This is a genomic window from Profundibacterium mesophilum KAUST100406-0324 (genome assembly GCF_009835145.1).
Classification (GTDB): domain Bacteria; phylum Pseudomonadota; class Alphaproteobacteria; order Rhodobacterales; family Rhodobacteraceae; genus Profundibacterium; species Profundibacterium mesophilum.
The window spans coordinates 1-855 of record NZ_APKE01000077.1 but is presented as its reverse complement, the minus strand read 5'-3'; the positions used below and the strand labels follow the sequence as shown (position 1 = coordinate 855).

At 69.5% G+C, this 855-nt stretch carries 1 protein-coding gene and 1 pseudogene; both read right to left on the bottom strand.

Annotated elements, in window-relative coordinates:
• Positions 1-414: DNA-binding protein (locus tag PMES_RS16285; protein WP_268892438.1), on the bottom strand; the 414-nt coding region annotated here is incomplete at its 3' end.
• A pseudogene (locus tag PMES_RS16280) lies at positions 411-855 on the bottom strand (chromosome partitioning protein ParB); the annotation flags it as partial. The pseudogene PMES_RS16280 and the gene PMES_RS16285, both read right to left, overlap by 4 nt.

Here is an 855-nt window from a genome sequence, read left to right as displayed (position 1 = left end):
CTGCGTGACCGCCTGGGAGCGTGTCAGTCCCGACCGGGTGCTGGCCATCACCGCCTGCACAACCCGCAGCCGGAACCGCGCCTCGGCCTTGGCCGCCTCGGGCAGCGCCTCGAAAGCGGCATGGCGGGCCGCGCGATCGTCATCGGTCTGCGCGCTGCGGGCCGGGGCCCGTTCCTGCGCGATCGCCGCCTCGCGCAGCAGGCGCTGACGCGCCCGCAGCGGCAGCAGCTGCCAATGGAATTCCCATCCACCCCCGCGCCCGGCGCGTTTCCTGGCATGCGCGGATTGCGCCTTCCAGCCGCCACGCTCGATGAGAACGTTAACGCCGCGTTTGGTTGCCGGCATGTCCGGCATCGCTGCCTCGGCAAGCTCGGCCGCCGACCACCAGATCTGGGAGGGATGGGGTGCGCTCATGGCCCGGGAGCCTCCTCGCGCAGAAGCTCCGAAAGCTCCTCATGGGCCGTCTCGACAAAACGCCGCCGCGCCGCCTTCGGCGTGCGGGCCCAGAGCTCCTGCAGCTTCACGAAAGCCGCGTCAATTGGGTCTTCAACAGGCTTTGAAGGCCTGGTTGCCTCTTCATACTGGCGGCGGGCATCGGCGGCGGAGCGCGCCCGGCCGTCCGCCAGGGCATCGATCACATGGCTGCGCTCGGCGCTCTCGCCAAGCTTGGCCAGGACGCTCAGATCCTTCAGCGTCACCGCCTGGGGGGCCGCCCGCAACCGCGGCAGATCGTCGGGCGACAGCGCAAGGCCAGCCGCGACGATCTTGCGAACCTGGCGGTCCGTCAGGCCGAACTTCTCGGCGGTCATTCTAGTGAAGGAACCGAGTTCCGCCACTAGAAGTGTTCCGGTATGC